Here is a 17,067-nt window from a genome sequence, read left to right as displayed (position 1 = left end):
CGCCGCGAGGGATTCGGCGCGGCGCCCCTCCATCCATTCTCGAGGCTCCGGCGGAGCGTTCCGCCCCTACCCCCATGAGCGCACTGATCACCCTGAGCAACCTCGGCTTCGCCTGGCCCGGCCAGGCGGAGTTGCTGGACATCCCAAGCTTCCATCTCGAACGCGGCGAGAGCCTGTTCCTCAAGGGGCCTTCCGGCAGCGGCAAGACCACCCTGCTCGGCCTCCTCGGCGGCGTGCAGAAGCCCGGCCGCGGCAGCATCCGCCTGCTCGGCGAGGACCTGGAAAAGCTGTCCGCCGCGCGCCGCGACCATTTCCGCGTCGACCACACCGGCTACATCTTCCAGCAGTTCAACCTGCTGCCGTTCCTCTCGGTGCGCGAGAACGTCGAACTGCCCTGCCACTTTTCCACCTTGCGCCGCCAGCGCGCCCGCGAACGCCACGGTAGCCCGGCGCAGGCCGCCAGCCATCTGCTCGGCCAGCTCGGCCTCGGCGGCGAACTGCACGAACGCCGCGCCGACAGCCTGTCCATCGGCCAGCAGCAGCGGGTCGCCGCCGCCCGTGCGCTGATCGGCCAGCCGGAACTGGTGATCGCCGACGAGCCGACCTCGGCGCTCGACGCCGACAGCCGCGAGGCGTTTCTCCAACTGCTCTTCGCCGAATGCCGCGAGGCCGGCGCCAGCCTGCTGTTCGTCAGCCACGACCAGAGCCTGGCCGGGCTGTTCGACCGCAGCCTGTCCCTTTCCGATCTCAACCGCGCCGCCCGGCCGGCAGGACTCTGAGCATGTATCTCTTCCGACTGGCTCTGGCCAGCCTGGCCAACCGCCGCTTCACCGCCCTGCTGACGATCTTCGCCATCGCCCTCTCCGCCTGCCTGCTGCTGGCGGTGGAGCGGGTCCGCAGCGAGGCCAAGGCCAGCTTCGCCAGTACCATCTCCGGTACCGACCTGATCGTCGGCGCGCGCTCCGGCTCGGTGAACCTGCTGCTCTACTCGGTGTTCCGCATCGGCAACGCGACCAACAACATCCGCTGGGACAGCTACCGGCACTTCGCCGACAACCCGCGGGTGAAGTGGGCGATTCCCATCTCCCTGGGCGACTCGCACCGCGGCTACCGGGTGATGGGCACCGACGCCGGCTATTTCGAGCATTACCGCTACGGGCGCGGCCAGGCACTGCAACTGGCCGAGGGCCGCGCCTTCGGCCAGGACCTGTTCGACGTGGTGCTCGGCGCCGAGGTGGCCGAGGCCCTGCACTACAAGCTCGGCGAGAGGATCGTGCTGGCCCACGGGGTGAGCACGGTGAGCCTGGTGAAGCACGACGACAAGCCGTTCACCGTGGTCGGCATCCTCCAGCGCACCGGCACGCCGGTGGACCGCACCCTGCACATCTCCCTCGCCGGCATGGAGGCGCTGCACGTCGACTGGCGCAACGGTGTGCCGGCGCTGGGCGCCGGGCGCGTCAGCGCCGAGCAGGCACGGCACATGGAGCTGCAGCCGCAGGCGATTACGGCGTTCCTGGTCGGCCTGAAGAGCAAGGTGGCGACCTTCGCCCTGCAACGCGAGGTCAACGACTATCCCGGCGAACCGCTGATGGCGATCCTCCCCGGTGTCGCCCTGCAGGAACTGTGGGGCCTGATGGGCACCGCGGAGAAGGCGCTGTTCGTGGTCTCGCTGTTCGTCGTCCTGACCGGCCTGATCGGCATGCTCACGGCGATCCTCACCAGCCTCAACGAGCGCCGCCGCGAAATGGCCATCCTGCGCTCGGTGGGCGCACGTCCCTGGCATATCTTCGGCCTGCTGCTGGCCGAGGCCTTCAGCCTGGCGCTGGCCGGCGTCGGCCTCGGCCTCGGCCTGCTCTACCTGGGCATCGCCGCCAGCCAGGGCTACGTCCAGGCCAGCTACGGCATCTACCTGCCGCTGGCCTGGCCGAGCGACTATGAGTGGAGCCTGCTCGGGGCTATCCTGGCGGCCGCCGTGCTGATCGGCTGCGTGCCGGCCTGGCGCGCCTACCGCCAGTCCCTGGCCGATGGCCTGTCGATCCGCCTATGACCCGGAGATATTCCCCGATGCTGCGCTCCCTGACCGTCCTCCTGCTGGCTTTCGCCCTGCTCCTGGGCAGTGCCGTGGCGCGCGCCGCGCCGCGCGAACTGACCTGGTCGCAACTGATCCCGGCCGGCGCCCCGCCGGCACCGGCGCCACTGCCGATCCACGACCTGGCCAACGCCCTCAGCGAAGCCGGCCCGGCGGCCAGCCAGCAGAGCCCCAACGCCCCGGTGGTGAAGGCACTGGACGGCATCGAGGCCAAGCTGCCGGGCTACATCGTGCCGCTGGAAATCAGCGAGGCCGGGCTGGTCACCGAGTTCCTCCTGGTGCCCTACTACGGCGCCTGCATCCACGTGCCACCGCCGCCGTCGAACCAGATCGTCTACGTGAAGACCGCCAAGGGCGTGCAGATGGACGAGCTGTACCAGCCGTTCTGGGTCGAGGGCACCTTCAAGGTGGAAAACGCCAGCAGCGAGCTGGCGGCGGCCGGCTACCGCATGCAGGCGAGCAAGGTAACACCCTATGAATACGAAGATGGCTGAACGGCATGCGACAATCCGCCGCGCGCATTAGGTTGCGGCGGTCACATTTGCCCCTAGGATTGATTGAGCTGTGTCAAGGAAGGCAACTGTTAGCTGGCTGACCATTAGCAGCACCAACACTCTTCTAATACAAGGAATGGAGCTCATCATGCGTAAGTCCTGGCTTACCGCTTCCCTGCTGGCCCTCACCGTCGCCTCCCCGTTCGCCGCTGCGGATATTCAAGGACACAAGGCCGGTGACTTCATCATCCGCGGCGGCTTCGCCACCGTCGATCCCGACGACAGCAGTTCCGACATCAAGCTGGACGGCGCCAAGCAGCGCGGTACCAAGGCGACTGTCGACAGCGATACCCAGCTCGGTCTGACCTTCACCTACATGTTCGCCGACAAGTGGGGCGTGGAACTGGTCGCCGCCACCCCGTTCAACCACCAGGTCGACGTCAAGGGCCTCGGCCCGGGCCTGGACGGCAAGCTGGCCGACATCAAGCAACTGCCGCCGACCCTGCTGCTCCAGTACTACCCCATGGGCGGCACCAACAGCGCCTTCCAGCCCTACGGCGGCCTCGGCGTGAACTACACCACCTTCTTCGACGAAGACCTCGCCAGCAACCGCAAGGCGCAGGGTTTCAGCAGCATGAAGCTGCAGGACTCCTGGGGCCTGGCCGGCGAACTGGGCTTCGACTACATGCTCAACGAGCACGCGCTGTTCAACATGGCCGTCTGGTACATGGACATCGACACCAAGGCCAGCATCAACGGCCCGAGCGCGCTGGGCGTGAGCAAGACCAAGGTCGACGTGGACGTCGATCCGTGGGTCTACATGATCGGTTTCGGCTACAAGTTCTGAGCCGTAGACTGACGCGGGGCACGCCCCCGACCAGAAAGGCGCCTCCGGGCGCCTTTCTTTCATCCTGTGGAAAGGGCCCATGTACCTCTGGCTGAAAACCCTGCACATCGCCTTGGCCCTGAGCAGCGCCGCGCTGTTCGCCTGGCGCCTGGCCTGGAACTGGTGCGGACGCAAGAGCGCCGGCATCCGCCGCTGGGGACCGCACCTGGTGGATACCCTGCTGCTGCTCAGCGCGCTGGGCCTGGTGCACCTGGCGATGCCCTGGCCGCTGCCGCTGTGGCTGCAGGCGAAGCTGGGCCTGTTGTTGGGCTATATCGTCTGCGCGGCGTTCGCCCTGCGCATGGCCCGGGGGATCGGCAAGGGCCTGCTCAGCGCCCTCAGTCTCGCCCTGCTGGGCGGGATCTTCTACCTGGCGCTGAACAAGCCCTGGTGGTGATCAACGGCCGAGCAGGCGCGCCAGGCCCACGCTCATCGGCGTCGGCTGATCGAAGCGGAAGCGCTGCAGCAAGCGGTCGTTGTTCGCCCGCGAATGCTTGATATCGCCGGCCCGCGCCTCGGCGTGGCTCACCGGCGGCAGGCCGCCGAGCACCTGGCCGATCTCGGCCAGCAGCTGCTTCAGGCTGGTGGCGCGGTTCAGGCCGACGTTCACCGCGCCGGACTCCACCGCCTGTGCCTCCAGCGCCTGGACGAGGAAGTCGACCAGGTCGGCGACGTAGATGAAATCACGGGTCTGCTCGCCATCGCCGAACACGGTGATCGGGGTTCCCTTGAGCGCGCGCTCGGTGAAGATGCTGATCACTCCGGAATAGGGCGAGGACGGGTCCTGGCGCGGCCCGTAGACGTTGAAGAAGCGGAAGATCGCCGGCTCCAGGCCATGCTGGCGACGATAGAAATCCAGGTAATACTCGCTGGCCAGCTTGTCCGAGGCGTAAGGCGTCAGCGGGGATTTCGGGGTGTCCTCGTCGATCGCGCTGCCTTCGCCATTCTGCCCGTAGACCGCTGCGCTCGAGGCGAACACCACGCGCCTGACGCCCTGCTCGCGCATCGCTTCGCAGAGATTCAGGGTGGCGATGAAATTGCTCTGGTGGGTGGCGACCGGATCGTCCACCGAGGCCTGCACCGAGGCCACCGCCGCCAGGTGGGCGACCGCCGCGCAGCCCTTCAGGGCCGCCGCCAGGGTCGCCGCGTCGGCGGCGTCGCCTTCGATCAGCTCGACCCGCCCGTCGTCCAGGGGCAGGTTGTCGCGCTTGCCGGTGGACAGGTTGTCCAGCACCCGCACGCGGTGGCCGCGCGCGAGCAGCGCGTCGGTCAGGTGGGAGCCGATGAAACCGGCGCCGCCGGTGATCAGGATCGGTCGTTCAGACATGCCTGTAGTACCTGTCCAGTAACGGGGGCAAGCCCGCGCGCCAGGCGCGCGGCTTGATGCCGAAGGTGTGGAGGATTTTCTTGCAGACCATCACTGCGTGCTGCGGTTCGTCCGCGGCATCGGGACGAGCGGCGTGGGCTTCCGCCGACGGCTCCTGGATGAGGTTGGAGCGGTAGCTGCGCGCCTCGTTGAGGATCACCTGGCCCAGGGCCAGGGTGGTGGTCGCTTCCAGACCGCCGTAGTGATAGGTGCCCCACAGCGGGGCCTGGCAATCCAGTTGCTTGAGTACCGAGAGCACCACCCGCGCGGCGTCGTCCACCGGAGTCGGGTTGCCGCGCCGGTCGTCGGCGAGGTACAGCGGCTGCGGCTGCTCGGCGCGACTGAGGAAGCGCCCCAGCAGGCCGTTCGGGCTTTCGTCGAGCAGCCAGCCGAAGCGGATCAGCACATGCCGCGGACAGGCCGCACGCACGCTCTGCTCCATGCGCCAGAGCGCCTGGCCGCGCAGGCCTAGCGGCAGGGTCTCGTCCTTCTCGCTGTAGGCGGTGGCCCGGGCGCCATCGAAAACCCGGTAGCTGGACGGCTGGATCAGCAGGATCTCGTAGTGCTGGCAGAGCTCGGCGAGGCGCTCGACCGCGCGCTCCTGGGCATTCAGACGCGCCGCTTCGACCTGCTCGGCCTGGAACCAGTCATGGTAGAAGGCGAGGTTGATCACCGCATCGGGACGCGTTTCGTCCAGCAGGGTGGTGAGGCTGGCGGCATCCCAGCCCTGCTCGGGTGGTCTGGGCGCGAGGAAACCGATGTCTTCCTCCGCCCCGAGGCGGATCAGCGCCTGTCCAAGGGCATTACCGCCGCCCAAAAGCATCAGGCGCATTCGCATGGTGTAGGGGGGCACTCGAAATCTGATAGTGGTTGGCGACGCGGCGCACGCCCCAAGGCAGTGACGTCCTGCGCCTCGCTGGCGACATGAAAGGGTCGGGCATCGGGTGCTGCTTTATCGCGGCAAGTATCCCGGACAGCGCCGCCGTTATTTTCATGCAACCTGACACGCCGCATTCTTGCTGTGCCTTCGGTACAGCGTCAAGCATTCACCGGGCCAGCTCCGCCAGCGGCGCGGATCAGCGTGACGAATGGCAACGCGTGGAGGAATCAGGCCGGTAGTGCGGCGGCCCGATAGTCTTTCGGCGAAACCTCGAACTGCTTCTTGAACGCCCGGCTGAAGTGCGCCGAGTCGCTGAAGCCCCACTTGAACGCGATGGAGGTGATCGACTCGCCGCGCAGCGCCGGGTTGCCGAGATCGGCGGCGCTGCGCCCCAGGCGCTGGCGGAGGATGTAGCGACAGACGCTGTCACCCTGGTCCTCGAACAACCGGTACAGCTGGCGCACCGAAATGCGCAGGCGCGCGGCGAGCATATCCGGGCTCAGGCGCGGCTCCTGCAACGACTGCTCGATGAGCCGCTCCGCATGACGCCGCAGGCTGTAGCCGTAGAGCCCGGCCAGTGCCCCATCCTGCGCCTCGCCGGCGTGCTGCAGGGCCGGCCCGAGCAGGGCGATCAGCGCCTCCTGCAACGCCCCGCCCTCACCCGCCAGCGCCCACGGCTGCAGCTCGCCGGCGCACACCTGCTGCACCAGCAGGAGCAGGAGACGACCGCTGGCGCAGTTCGGCGAGAGTTTGCCAAAGGCCCGCTGGCTGGGTGGCAGCTGTCGGCATACCTGCTCGCGGGAGAGATGGAACGAGGTGTGTTCGATGAGGCCGTGGGGAATGATCTCGCAGCCGCCCGCGGAGTCCATCAGCGCCATCTCCCCTGGCGCCAGCTCCATGCTGTCCCCACCCTGGCGCAATTGCGCATGGCCGCTGCGCTGGACGACCAGGAAGCAGTGGCGGTCGTCGTCATGGTCGGCATGGGTGGTCTGGCGAGCGATGCGCCCGGCGTTGGTGCGGATCTGCGCCAGCTCCAGGCCGCCGAGATCCTGCCGCGATATATCGCCGATGAACAGCGTCCGGTTCAGCGCGGGCTGCGACTCGAAGCGACCGCAGACCTGGCGCAATGCCCGGTCCCAGGCCTCGAAGCTGTTGGGTGCGGAAGACAGGGTATGCACCGGGCACCTCCTGACGGCAATGGCCATCGTTATTGTTGTATGGGCGGCAGGAGATGTGGCCACGCCGCTTTAGCGACATGATTAACATGTTATCGATATACCGACAAGCTACCGGAATGGTCGCTCGGAAGCGTACCGGGGTGGTGGGCTCAGGAGGAAGAAAGCAGGCGCTGCAATTGCACGAAGGTCCCCAGCAGCGCCTGGCGCTGCTCGCCGACCAGGGGAATGTAGCGGCGGTAGGCGGGCATCCGGTTGACCACTTCGCAGGCCCCCAGGTGCTCCAGGCTCAGGTTCCAGCCCAGGCTGTCGCGGCGCAGGCGCAGGCTGCGGAAATCCAGGGGCATGAGCTGCTCCCGCAAGGCCCGGTCCTCCTCCAGGATCGCCGGCAACGGCCCGCGAACACCGCCACGACGCACCACGCAGACGATCCCGCGGCGGCGAAGCCAGCCGTCATGGCGCAGCTCCAGGCTGACCGGCGGATATCCCGGAGCCGGGACGAACAGGCGGAACTCGGTGGTGACGATATGCATCAGCAGGTGCGCCTGGACCCGCTCGCGGACCTCGATACTCAGATCCTTCGTACGCAGCAACAGCCTGCCATCCTGCTCCACGCAGTCGATACCCGCCAGGTTTCGACGCACCAGCGCCAGGGTCGCGCCCGGTCGATAGGCCGAGGGCAACCACTCGCGCCAGTAGCGCTCATACCAGCGCGCCCAGGCGGACATTCGCCCTCTCCCGCTGCTGTTGCAGTTCTTCCACGGCGAACTCCTTCTCCAGCACCTCCTCCACCGACAGCGGGCGGAACGGGTTGACCCGCTGTACGCACAGGGTCCAGAACAGCGCATAGGCGGCTGCCAGCCCGAGCATCAGGGCGAACGGCAGGTAGATGTCGGCGGGGTCCATCCCCGGCGGCGTGATGTAGCACATTCCAAGCAGGATTCCGGCGCTGGAAAACAGCTGCGGCAAAGGGAACAGCGGCGAGCGATAGGCGCGCGGCAGGTCCGGCCGGCGGATGCGCAGCAGCACCACCGAGAGGGTCACCAGCAGATAGGCGGTACCCCAGGCGCAGACCGCCGCCAGCACCAGGTGGATGATCCCTTCGCTGTCGCCGCCCAGCCACCAGGCATGCAGGCAGGGGATCGCAGCCGCCACGGCGATGCACAGCAGCGGCGTCTTGAAGCGTGGATGCAGGTAGGTGAAGGCCTTCGGCAAGGCGCCATCCAGCGCCATCCCGTAGAGGATCCGTGGCAGTCCGGCCATCAGCGTGTTGATGGTGGCGGCCCCGGCGAACAGCAGGCCGACGCCCAGCCAGACGCGGCCGAACGGACCCATCACCTGCTCGGCGAATCGCGGGATCGCCATCGGCGTCTCCAGCAGGTGCACGCCGCTGCCAAGGTCGAGGTTCTCCACCTGCCGGCGCATCGCCGCGCCATACAGGAACATGCAACTGGCCACCCCGACCAGCCCCAGCGCCATCGCCCGCGGCAAGGTCCGCGAGGCGTGGCGTACCTCCGGCGCCAGCGGAGTGACGAATTCGCAACCGACGAACATGAACATCGCCATGCCCACCAGCGACAGCAGGGTCGGCAGGTCGCTGCCGACCATCGATGCGCCGAACCAGCCTTGCGACTCCACCGCGGGCAGGCGCAGCAGACCGCCCACGGCGAAGATCATCAGGGTGCTCCACATGCCGAAGGTGAGGATCACCTCGGCGCGGCTGAAGGCGGTGACCCCCACCGCATTGAGCAGGCCGAAGCCGAGCACCATGCCGACACCCACCAGCCAGGCGCCGCCCCCGGGTTCGGTGAGGGTGTTCAGCGATTCGAAGTTGACCAGCGCCATGGTCCCGCTGAGCATGGTTTCGGCGGTGCCGGCGAACACATGGACGATCAGGTAGGCCGAGAGCGTGCCGGTGATCGCGAAGAAACGCCCGAGGCCGCACGACAGGTAGTCGTAGACCGAGCCGCGGGTGGGCAGCAGACAGGCGGCCTCGGCGAAGGTAGTGGACTGCGCCAGCATGAGCAGCAGCGCCACCAGCATCGCCGCCGCGAAGGTCCCGCCCCCCAGGCCGAAGCCGGTGGTGGCGGTGAGGATCACCGGGCTGGCCATGATCAGCCCGACCGAACTGGCCAGGGCGGTGGGAAAACCGACCCGTCCCCGGAGCAGGTGCTGGGTGAGTCTGGAGTTCGACATCGACATATCCTCGACGGCAGGGTTGGCGTTGTTGTTCTTGCGTCAGGCTCCTGGCGGGAGCGGCGGCTCCCTGCGCGGCGTGTCGGCGCCCCGCGCGCCGCGCCTGGCGTGGCACGGCGCATCGAATGAACGGCTGCCCCGGCAGGGCAGCGAAAGAGCCGAGCGCATCGGCTCCTCCCTATCGTCTCCCTCAGTAGGCGATGCACACCGACTTGTTCTCGGTGTACGCCTCGATCGCCGCATGGCCCATCTCGCGGCCGATGCCGGATTGCTTGAAGCCGCCGAAGGGCATCGACGGATCGAGCATGTTGTGGGTGTTCACCCATACCGTGCCGGCCTTGATCCGCGGCACCAGGTCCATTACCTGGCGCAGGTCGTTGGACCAGATGCTCGCGCCCAGTCCATAGATGCTGTCGTTGGCCAGGCGCACGGCCTCGTCCAGGTCGTCGAAGGGCGTCGCCACCAGGACCGGGCCGAAGATTTCCTCGCGCACCACCTGCATCCGCGGGGTGACGTCGGCGAGGACCGTCGGCTGCACGTAGAAACCCGTCTCGCCCGCCCGCGCTCCGCCGCAGACCACGCGGGCACCCTCCGCCACGCCGCCCTCGATCATTCCCAGCACACGGCCCTGCTGCCTGGCCGATACCAGCGGATTGATCTGCGCCGCGGGGTCCAGGCCGGGGCCGATGTTCAGGTCGGCGGCGATGCTCGCCAGGCGCTCGAGCACCTGCTCGAAGCGCTTGCGCTGTACATAGAGACGCGAGCCGGCGGTACAGACTTGCCCCTGGTTGAAGAAGATCGCGGCGGCGGAACCGGCGGCAGCCATGTCCAGGCTGGTGTCATCGAGGATGATCACCGGGGATTTGCCGCCGAGTTCGAGGGAAAAACGCGTCATGTTCTCCACCGCGGCATGCCCGATCAGCTTGCCCACCGGGGTCGAGCCGGTGAATGCCAGCTTGTCGATGCCCGGGTGCGCCGCCAGCGCCGCGCCGGCCTCGGCGCCCGTGCCGGTGACGATGTTCACCACCCCTGGCGGAATCCCCGCCTCCAGGCACAACTGGCCGAGGCGCAGGGCGGTCAGCGGCGTCTCGTCGGCCGGCTTGAGGACCACGGTGCAGCCGCAGGCCAGGGCCGGGACGATCTTCCAGACCGCCATCAGCAGGGGAAAATTCCACGGCACGATCGCCCCCACCACCCCCACCGGCTCCGGCACCGTGTAGGCCCGGTAGCGCGCGCCGGGAACCGCGGCGATCGACAGGTCGAGACTGCGGCCCTCGATCTTGGTCGCCCAACCGGCCATGTAGCGGATGAATTCGACCGAGGCGCCGACCTCCAGCGCCCGCGACAGGTTGATCGACTTGCCGTTGTTCAGGGTCTCCAGCTGCGCCAGTTGCTCGCCATGCGCCTCCAGCCGCTCGGCCAGGCACAACAGCAGGCGCTCGCGATCGGCCGGGCGCTGTTGCGCCCAGCTGCCCTCGAAGGCACGCCGCGCCGCGGCGACCGCCAGGTCGACGTCGTCGGCAGCGGCGCGCGCCACCCGGGCCAGCTCGGCGCCGCTGGCGGGGTCGTACAGCGGCATGTCGGCGCCGGAGCGCGCTGGCCTGGACTCACCGTCGATCAGCAGCCCATGGTGGCTACGCAGGAACGCGGTGACGGACGGGTCGATGGCAATACTCATGAGTGCTCCTCGGCTGTGCGACGGCGCTGCATCGTGCAGGCGCCTACTACCCGGGGAATACTCTGGACCCGCCCACGCCCCGCCCGCTTGACCCAGCCTGCCGGGTTTCTTGCCGTTGCCTGCCAACTCCGGCAGGCGCAAACAAGACGCCATGCCGAAGCCTGGACAAGCTGTCCCGCAGGCGGGACAGTGACCATCCCGCCGCCTCGCCCCACGGGAGCCCGCGCCATGCCTTCGACCCTCTCGCCCGACCTCGGCCAACGCTGCATGCAGGCCTTCACCCAGGTGGTGCCGGCCAGCCTGTGCGTGTTCTACCGCATCGACCGGGAATACCGCGCGCACGACTTCCAGCTGCTGCGAATGCCGGCTTCCATGCACCGCGACTACCTACGCCACTACCGCGACTACGACCCGCTGCTACCGCGCCACTGTCTGGCCAGCGCCTCGCCGGTGGTGCCGTTGCGCCAGGGCATGGCCCGCCAGGACGCGCGACACACCGCGCTGTACCAGGGTTTCCTGCGCCGCCACGGGGTCTGCGATGTGGTCGAGGTGCTGGCCCGCGCGCAGGATCGCCCGGTGGCCGCCCTGTCGCTGCTGCGCGGTACCGAGCTGGGCGCCTTTTCCGGCCATGACCTGCAGCAGTTGCAGGCCCTGCATGGCCTGATGGAACTGGCCGCGCAGGCCTGGGTGGACGAACCGGCGCACGGCGACCGCCTGCACGGCCTGACGCCGCGGGAACGGCAGATCGCCCTGCTGCTGCGCGACGGAATCAGCAACAAGTGCCTGGCCCGGCAACTCGGCCTCGGCCTGCCGACGGTGAAGACCCACCTGCTCAATCTGTTCCGCAAGACCGGAGCGCGCAACCGTACGGAGCTGGTGCGGCAGTTGTTCCTCTAGGCCTCGGCGAAGCGGCAGGCGCCACCGAGGCCTTGCGCGCCTCCTCGCGAGACCGCCCGCTACCTTCGCCGGGCCGCTCACCGAGACAGGCCTGGAGCGCGATGTAAAGCACGCTTGACAAAGCTGATCAATCCGGATCAATGTAAAGCCTACTTTACATGGATGACCCCGCAATGACCTGCAAGCGCTTTTTCCTCGTACTGCTTCTCGCGCTGGCGGCCTACGCCGCCGCCGTTCTCCTCTCCGGCCGGTTCCTCGCCGGACTGGAGGCGGGCGCCGGCCGCGTGCTCCTCGCCCTGCTGCCGGTGCCGCCGATGATCGCCATGGCCCTGGTGGTGATCCGCCAGTTACGGCGACTCGACGAGATGGGCCGGCGTATCCACCTCGAAGCGCTCGCGCTGGCCTTCGTCTGCACCGCCCTGCTCACCTTCGCCTACGGATTCCTCGAAACCATCGGTTTTCCGAAGCTCTCGATGTTCTTCGTCTGGCCGCTGATGGGCGCGACCTGGGCTATCGGTTGCGTCCTGGCGCTGAGGCGCTACGCATGAGGAACCGGGTCCGCGAGCTGCGCGCGGAGCATGGCTGGTCGCAGGCCGACCTGGCGGCGAAGCTGGAGGTATCGCGGCAGACGGTGAACGCCATCGAGACCGGGCGCTACGACCCCAGCCTGCCGCTGGCCTTCAGGTTCGCCCGGGTCTTCGGACTGGCAATAGAAGCGATATTCGACGACCGGGAACAGCACCCCGACTGACACCCCGCCACGCTTGCGCGCCAGGCAGGGAGACGGCTTGGCGCGCCCCACCCGCCACGGCCGAAGCGAGCCCCCTGTCGCAAATGGCAGTTGCCGCATTTCCCGCCACTGCTAGGTTGAGGGTCAGGCCTATCGCCAGCCATCGCCTGGTCCCCGCTCGATACGCTGAAAAACCACGGAATAACGTCCTTTCAACCTGGAGTGCCAGCCATGTCGAAAGATTCTGTTCTGGGCTTGTTCAGCCAGCAAGCGAAGAGCCATCCCGAGCGCCTGGCCATCGTCGACCACGCGCGCTCGCTCACCTATCGCGAACTGGACCGGCTCAGCGACCGGCTTGCCGCCCGGCTCGCCGGGCGCGGCGTCGGCAAGGGCGCCCTGCTGCCCCTGCTGGCCGAACGTTCGCCCGAGCTGGTCATCGCCATCCTCGCGGCGGCCAAGTGCGCGGCGGCCTATGTCCCGGTAGACCGGCGGCAGCCGGACAAGCGCAAGCAGGAGATCCTCCGGCAATGCCGGGCGCCGCTGGTCCTTGCCACCCAGGCCGGGGAGCTGCCGGGGCACGCCGTCGAGACCATCGCGGAGCTCCTCGACCAGGCCACCCGGGCAAGCCCGGCGGGTCCGGAGCCTGGCGGCAGCGACGCGCTCTATGTGATCTTCACCTCGGGCACCACCGGCGAACCCAAGGGCGTGGTGGTCGAGAGCCGCTCCCTGGCCAACCTGGTGCGCTGGCACAACCGGCGCTTCGAAATGTCCGGGCAGAGCCGCACCACCCTGATGGCCGGCGTCGGCTTCGACGTATCCCAGTGGGAAATATGGTCCACCCTGTGCGCCGGCGCCTGCCTGCACCTGGTGCCCGAGGACGTCCGCCCCGATCCCGCGGCGCTGCTGGCGTTCTTCGCCGAACAGCGGATCAGCCACGCCTTCGCCCCTACCGTGATGGTCCCCGCGCTGGTGGAGCGCCCCGTCCCGGCCTCGCTGGCGCTGCGCTACCTGTTCTGCGCCGGGGAAAAGCTGCCACCGGTGGCCACCGGTAGCCTGCCCTATACCCTCGTGGATTACTACGGACCGACCGAAGCCACGGTCTTCGCCACCTGCCGCGTCGTCGACGCCGAGGCCTGCCGGCGACCGGCGTCGATCGGCTTGCCGATCGGCGGCTGCGAGGCATTCATCCTCGATGCCGAGGACCGCCCATGTCGCGGCGACACACCCGGCGAGCTCAATCTGGCCGGGATCTGCCTGGCGCGCGGCTACCTGAACGACCCGGTGATGACCGAGCGTCGTTTCCATCACGCCCCGCACCTCCGGCGTCGCCTCTACCGCACCGGCGACCGCGCCCGCTGGCTGGCCGACGGCAGCCTGCAATTCCTCGGCCGCCTGGACGACCAGGTGAAGATCCGCGGCAACCGTGTCGAGCTCGGCGACGTCGAAGCCGCACTGCTGCGCCAGCCGGCGATCCATGGCGCGGTGGTGCTGGCGCACGCCGACGACAGCTCCGGCAGCCAGCAGTTGAGCGCCTTCGTCGTCCCCCGCGAGCGCGCCGTCGCCCCCGCGGCCCTGCTCGCCGCCCTGAAGTCGGGATTGCGCCAGGAATTGCCCGACTACATGCTGCCCAGCCGCTACCTGCTGCTGGAGCGGCTGCCGACCACGGCCAACGGCAAGACCGATCGCCAGGCCCTGCGGCGGAGCCTCGCGGAACACCGGCATGAGCGGCTCGACACCCAGCGCTTCGGGACGCCGGACCAACTGCAGGCGGCCCTGGCCTGGCAGGAAGTGCTGGGGCATAACGACTTCGGCCTCGACGACAGCTTCTTCGATGTCGGCGGGCACTCCCTGCTGGCCGCGGCGCTGGTCCGCGAGCTGAGCCGGCGCTTCGGCAGCCGCGCCTATATCCACGACGTCTATCGCACGCCCAGCGTGCGGCAGCAGGCCGCCAGCCTGGCTCGACGCGCCGGACAGGCGCCGGCGGAACTGGACAGCGAGCCGGCCCAGGAGCTGCGGCAGGACGTGCGCCTGCCGGAAGGCCTCGACTTCGGCCGCTCCCCACACCCCGAGCAGTTGCAGACGCCACGGCACCTCCTGCTGACCGGGGCCACCGGCCTGATCGGCGCGCACCTGCTCGCCGAACTGCTGGCCAGCCGCGATGCCGAGCTGCACTGCCCGGTACGCGCGCAGAGCGACGCGCACGCCCTCGAGCGCCTGCGCCAGGCCACGCGCCAATACCGCATCGAACTCGCCGAGACGGACTGGCGAAGGGTCAGGGCCTACGCCGCCGACCTCGCCGAACCAGGCTTCGGACTACCGGCGGAGACCTACCGCGAACTGGCCGGCAGCGTCGACCAGGTATTCCACTCCGCCAGCGCGGTGAACTTCATCCAGCCGTACAGCTACATGAAGCGCGACAACGTCCAGGGACTCGAAGAGGTCCTGCGCTTCTGCGCCTGCGGCCAGGCCAAGCCGCTGATGTTGCTGTCGAGCATCTCGGTGTACAGCTGGGGGCACCTGCACACCGGCAAGCGCCTGATGCGCGAGGACGACGATCTCGACCAGAACCTGCCGGCGGTGCTCACCGACATGGGCTACGTGCGCAGCAAATGGGTGATGGAGAAGATCGCCGACCTCGCCGCCGAACGGGGCCTGGCGCTGATGACCTTCCGCCTCGGCTACGCCACCTGCCACAGCCGCAGCGGTGCCCATGCCGACTACCAGTGGTGGAGCCGGCTGGCGCGGACCTGCCTGGAATACCGGGCGGTGCCGCTGTTGCGCGAACTGCGCGAGGGCCTCACCACGGTGGACTACATGGTCGGCGCGATCAGCGCCATCGCCCGCCAGCCGACGGCGCTGGGCAAGAAATTCAACCTGGTGCCGAGCATCCCTCGCTGCCTGACCCTGGAGGAGTTCTTCGCCCGCCTCGGCGAACGCGCCGGCCAGCCGCTGCGTCCTATGCCCTTCCACGACTGGGTCAGCCTCTGGGAGGAGAATCGCGACGCTCCGCTCCATCCCCTGCTGAGCATGTTCCGCGACAACATGTATGCCGGCCGCAGCACCGTCGAACTGTACCAGGACACCTACCTGTGGGACTGCGCCAACGTCGAGGAGCATCTGCGCGGCAGCGGCATACGCGAGCCGGAGTTCGACGCCCGCCTGCTCGACCTCTATCTCGCCAGCCTGACCGGCGCCGCCGCTACCCGCTGAAGCCGTCCGTCGCGGTCGATCGCCGCGGCGGGCGCGGCATGCTTACCGCCGCGCGGCGCGCTTGGGTATGCTGGGTTCTTTTCGACGGGAGAACCCCATGCACAACGTCCTGATCGTCGGCGCCTCGCGCGGCATTGGCCTGGGTCTGGTGGCACGCTACCTCGACAGCGGCGCCCGGGTCTACGCCGTGGCCCGCCGGCCGGAAGACTCCGCGGGCCTGCAGGCCTTGCGGCACGCCAGCGGTGATCGCCTGCAACTGGTGACCGGCAACCTCGACGACGCGCAGTGCGCCGGCGCCATCCTGCACGCACTGGCGGAGGAGCGGCTCGATCGGCTGGTGGTGAATGCCGGTGTCTATGGTCCGGCGGACCAGGATGTGACGACGATCGACGGCGCCCAGATCGCCCAGCTCTTCCTCACCAACGCCATCGCCCCGCTGCGCCTGGCCAGGGCCCTGTCCGGGAAGGTGCGCGAAGGCGGCGTGGTGGCCTTCATGAGTTCGCAGATGGCCAGCCTGGGGCTGGGCCTCTCGGCCACGATGCCCCTCTACGGAGCCAGCAAGGCCACGCTGAACAGCCTGGTGCGCAGCTGGCAGGCGGAGTTGGGAGAACTGCCGTTCAGCCTGCTGCTCCTGCATCCCGGCTGGGTACGTACCGAAATGGGCGGCGAGAGCGCGCCGCTGAGCGTCGAGGAAAGCTCCGCCGGGCTGGTCGCCGCGGTGGAGGATGCCGCGGGCGCGAATGCCTGCCGCTTCGTCGACTACCGGAACCAGCCGCTGCCGTGGTGAAGCCGCGCCACCCGGCGCTTCAACGAACGCGACTGTCGCCTTCCGCCGCGTAGCGGATCAGGTCGGCGTCGCGCTTGATCCCCAGCTTCTTCATCGCGCTGACCTTCTGCGTGCTGATGGTCTGCACGCTACGGTGCGACTGCTCGGCGATCTCGGTGATGGTCAGTCCGGAGCCGAACAGCCGGACGATCTCCGCCTCGCGCGCGGTCAGGCGCTCGGTGTGGGAAGAGAGAACCTGGTTGACGAAGATGTCCCTGATGGACGGGGAGAAATACTGGTTTCGCGAATAGGCCGCACTCACCGCCATCAGCAGATGACTGGTCGAGTCGGACTTGCTCAGGATGCAGTTGATTCCCTGCTTGAGAATGGCCCGGATAAGTCCCGGATTATTCAACATGGTGAAAACCACCAATTGCAGGCGAGGATAACGACGCCGCAGCAATGACAATAACGTCAGCCCATCACCATACTTTCCGCCAGGCATCGTATAATCCACGATAGCCACGTCACAGACATGTTCATTGAGTTGCGCGATCAGTTCGGTAGAATTCGAAACTTGTCCAAGTACTTCCAGCGAATCATTCCGACTCAGTTCGTAGGAAATACCTAGCGAGATGGCGGGATGATCATCCGCAACCATGACACGAATGCTATGTACGGACATCCTTGCTTCTCCTTA

Annotated in this window: 17 protein-coding genes; 10 read left to right on the top strand and 7 right to left on the bottom strand. The window is 68.0% G+C overall.

Annotated elements, in window-relative coordinates:
- Positions 1 to 74: 74 nt before the first annotated feature.
- From B7D75_RS04390 to B7D75_RS04370, 5 genes are all read left to right on the top strand, one after another.
- Positions 75 to 779 (top strand): ABC transporter ATP-binding protein, encoded by a 705-nt coding sequence (locus B7D75_RS04390; protein WP_053813393.1) that lies wholly within the window; start codon positions 75 to 77, stop codon positions 777 to 779.
- A gap of 2 nt (positions 780 to 781) precedes the next feature.
- The gene (locus tag B7D75_RS04385; protein WP_033998287.1) at positions 782 to 2,047 is read left to right on the top strand and encodes an ABC transporter permease; all 1,266 of its coding nucleotides are present in this window, start codon (positions 782 to 784) and stop codon (positions 2,045 to 2,047) included.
- 17 nt (positions 2,048 to 2,064) lie between these two features.
- Positions 2,065 to 2,583, top strand: coding sequence for a DUF3299 domain-containing protein (locus tag B7D75_RS04380; protein ID WP_012074371.1), 519 nt, complete (start codon positions 2,065 to 2,067; stop codon positions 2,581 to 2,583).
- Between the two features lie 148 nt (positions 2,584 to 2,731).
- Positions 2,732 to 3,430: an outer membrane protein OprG gene (gene oprG / locus B7D75_RS04375; RefSeq protein WP_012074370.1), complete on the top strand. Its 699-nt coding sequence runs from the start codon at positions 2,732 to 2,734 to the stop codon at positions 3,428 to 3,430.
- A 79-nt stretch (positions 3,431 to 3,509) separates the two neighbouring features.
- A complete protein-coding gene (locus B7D75_RS04370; RefSeq protein ID WP_043099400.1) occupies positions 3,510 to 3,866 on the top strand; it encodes a SirB2 family protein in 357 nt (118 codons plus the stop codon).
- Here B7D75_RS04370 and B7D75_RS04365 read toward each other — a convergent pair whose 3' ends face one another.
- The 6 genes from B7D75_RS04365 to B7D75_RS04340 all read right to left on the bottom strand — a co-directional run bounded on the left by B7D75_RS04365 (position 3,867) and on the right by B7D75_RS04340 (position 10,764).
- Complete coding sequence (locus tag B7D75_RS04365; protein ID WP_003153847.1) at positions 3,867 to 4,796, bottom strand: NAD-dependent epimerase/dehydratase family protein; 930 nt, start codon at positions 4,794 to 4,796, stop codon at positions 3,867 to 3,869.
- A complete protein-coding gene (locus B7D75_RS04360; RefSeq protein ID WP_003153849.1) occupies positions 4,789 to 5,673 on the bottom strand; it encodes a dTDP-4-dehydrorhamnose reductase in 885 nt (294 codons plus the stop codon). The genes B7D75_RS04365 and B7D75_RS04360 overlap by 8 nt, the downstream gene beginning before the upstream one ends.
- A 269-nt stretch (positions 5,674 to 5,942) precedes the next feature.
- Positions 5,943 to 6,893: a transcriptional regulator FeaR gene (feaR, locus tag B7D75_RS04355; protein ID WP_003153851.1), complete on the bottom strand. Its 951-nt coding sequence runs from the start codon at positions 6,891 to 6,893 to the stop codon at positions 5,943 to 5,945.
- Positions 6,894 to 7,042: 149 nt separating this feature from the next.
- Positions 7,043 to 7,618 carry a DUF3156 family protein gene (locus tag B7D75_RS04350; protein WP_107113773.1) on the bottom strand — a complete coding sequence of 192 codons (576 nt, stop codon included), beginning with the start codon at positions 7,616 to 7,618 and terminating at the stop codon, positions 7,043 to 7,045.
- Positions 7,593 to 9,086, bottom strand: coding sequence for an APC family permease (locus B7D75_RS04345; RefSeq protein ID WP_079976407.1), 1,494 nt, complete (start codon positions 9,084 to 9,086; stop codon positions 7,593 to 7,595). The genes B7D75_RS04350 and B7D75_RS04345 overlap by 26 nt, the downstream gene beginning before the upstream one ends.
- Before the next feature lie 190 nt (positions 9,087 to 9,276).
- Positions 9,277 to 10,764 (bottom strand): aldehyde dehydrogenase family protein, encoded by a 1,488-nt coding sequence (locus tag B7D75_RS04340; protein WP_034081693.1) that lies wholly within the window; start codon positions 10,762 to 10,764, stop codon positions 9,277 to 9,279.
- Between the two features lie 228 nt (positions 10,765 to 10,992).
- Between B7D75_RS04340 and B7D75_RS04335 the strand changes: the two genes are divergently transcribed.
- The 5 genes from B7D75_RS04335 to B7D75_RS04315 all read left to right on the top strand — a co-directional run bounded on the left by B7D75_RS04335 (position 10,993) and on the right by B7D75_RS04315 (position 16,388).
- Positions 10,993 to 11,661 (top strand): helix-turn-helix transcriptional regulator, encoded by a 669-nt coding sequence (locus B7D75_RS04335; RefSeq protein ID WP_043099404.1) that lies wholly within the window; start codon positions 10,993 to 10,995, stop codon positions 11,659 to 11,661.
- A gap of 173 nt (positions 11,662 to 11,834) precedes the next feature.
- Positions 11,835 to 12,209, top strand: coding sequence for a hypothetical protein (locus tag B7D75_RS04330; protein ID WP_058135562.1), 375 nt, complete (start codon positions 11,835 to 11,837; stop codon positions 12,207 to 12,209).
- Positions 12,206 to 12,412, top strand: coding sequence for a helix-turn-helix transcriptional regulator (locus B7D75_RS04325; RefSeq protein WP_012074365.1), 207 nt, complete (start codon positions 12,206 to 12,208; stop codon positions 12,410 to 12,412). The genes B7D75_RS04330 and B7D75_RS04325 overlap by 4 nt, the downstream gene beginning before the upstream one ends.
- Positions 12,413 to 12,622: 210 nt before the next feature.
- On the top strand, positions 12,623 to 15,601 hold the full coding sequence (locus B7D75_RS04320) for a thioester reductase domain-containing protein (protein WP_043099408.1): 2,979 nt from the start codon (positions 12,623 to 12,625) through the stop codon (positions 15,599 to 15,601).
- Between the two features lie 97 nt (positions 15,602 to 15,698).
- On the top strand, positions 15,699 to 16,388 hold the full coding sequence (locus B7D75_RS04315; RefSeq protein WP_012074362.1) for an SDR family oxidoreductase: 690 nt from the start codon (positions 15,699 to 15,701) through the stop codon (positions 16,386 to 16,388).
- 19 nt (positions 16,389 to 16,407) lie between these two features.
- Here the strand turns inward: B7D75_RS04315 and B7D75_RS04310 are convergent, their stop codons facing one another.
- On the bottom strand, positions 16,408 to 17,052 hold the full coding sequence (locus tag B7D75_RS04310; RefSeq protein ID WP_012074361.1) for a response regulator transcription factor: 645 nt from the start codon (positions 17,050 to 17,052) through the stop codon (positions 16,408 to 16,410).
- Positions 17,053 to 17,067: the final 15 nt, after the last annotated feature.

Source organism: Pseudomonas paraeruginosa, from assembly GCF_003025345.2.
GTDB lineage: Bacteria > Pseudomonadota > Gammaproteobacteria > Pseudomonadales > Pseudomonadaceae > Pseudomonas > Pseudomonas paraeruginosa.
Note: the sequence above shows the minus strand (reverse complement) of the source record. Positions and strands in the feature narration are given on the sequence as shown.